Annotated in this window: 1 protein-coding gene; it reads right to left on the minus strand. The window is 60.9% G+C overall.

All coding sequences use genetic code 11. The features are described from left to right. The coding region (locus IEG05_RS23085) for an ISL3 family transposase (protein ID WP_336509767.1) at window positions 1–1,088 on the minus strand (1,088 nt) is incomplete at its 3' end. Window position 1,089: the final 1 nt, after the last annotated feature.

Consider the following 1,089-nt stretch of genomic DNA (forward strand, 5'->3'; position numbering starts at 1 on the left):
CCCTCAAGGACGCTGGTATGCATATGGAAGTTGGCACTGGCGAGGATGCCTCGGGCGTATTTGCGCAGGTTGCGAGCGAAGCGCTGTAGCGGCGCGAGGCCGCTGTCCCGGGCGTGCCGCAACCAGGTTCGCCAGCGGCGCCAGCCCTCTCGTACGCTGGGGGCGAACCAGACATCCTTCAGCGCATCCTTGAGGACATAGACCGTAGCCAGCGGCTGGTTGGCCGCGAGTAGTTCTTGAAGCTGCACGGCTTGTCCGTCCTTCAGGTTGTTGCGATTGCGCAGCAGCAGCCAGCGGCTTTGCTTGACCGCCTTTCGTGCCGGCTTGTCTTCGCGCAGGAGGTTGGCCTGGTCAACCCGGATACGGTCGATCACATCCCGACCGTAGCGCGCGACGACGTGAAACAGGTCGTACACCACTTCGGCTTGCGGGCAATGCTTCTTCACCTCCAAATCAAAAGCCGTGTTCATGTCCATGGCCACCGCCTCTATCTGCTGGCAGTGCTTGCCGAGCAATTCAAAGAACGGGCGGACCGCCTCGCGGCTGTTGCCGTGGCCGACCCACAATACCCGCGTTCGCTCGGCATCCATGATGACCGTGGCATAGCGATGCCCTTTGTGCAGGGCGAACTCGTCCATCACCAGGCGGCGGACACCGGTTGAATCGAAGTTGCCTACCTCGGCTTGAAGGCGTCGTTTATCGAGCGTTTTGAGGGTGTGCCAATGCAGGCCGGTGAGCTGGCTGACGTGGCTGATCGGCAGCAGCCGCAGCAAGCTTTCGAGCCATATCCGTAACCGCTGGGTCAGCCGAGATGCTGGCTCCAACCAGTCGATCCGCTCGGTCACCCGCCCACAACTCAGGCAATCGACTCGGCGCACTGGTAGTTGAAGCAGGACGCGCTGATCGAACAGATCACGATCACGCACCAGACGAATCCGGCGATCGTGAATCAACGGGCTGAACTGGCCACAACGCCCGCACTTAGGAAGAGAGCCGGCTTGAGGTTCAAGCTCAATGAGGAGGGTGTTATCGGTAGATGGGCGACAGGTAACGGCGTCGTAGCCTGGCCAGAAAGCGGCAAGATCAATA

The sequence above is a fragment of the Stutzerimonas kunmingensis genome (assembly GCF_014764705.1).
Lineage (GTDB): Bacteria > Pseudomonadota > Gammaproteobacteria > Pseudomonadales > Pseudomonadaceae > Stutzerimonas.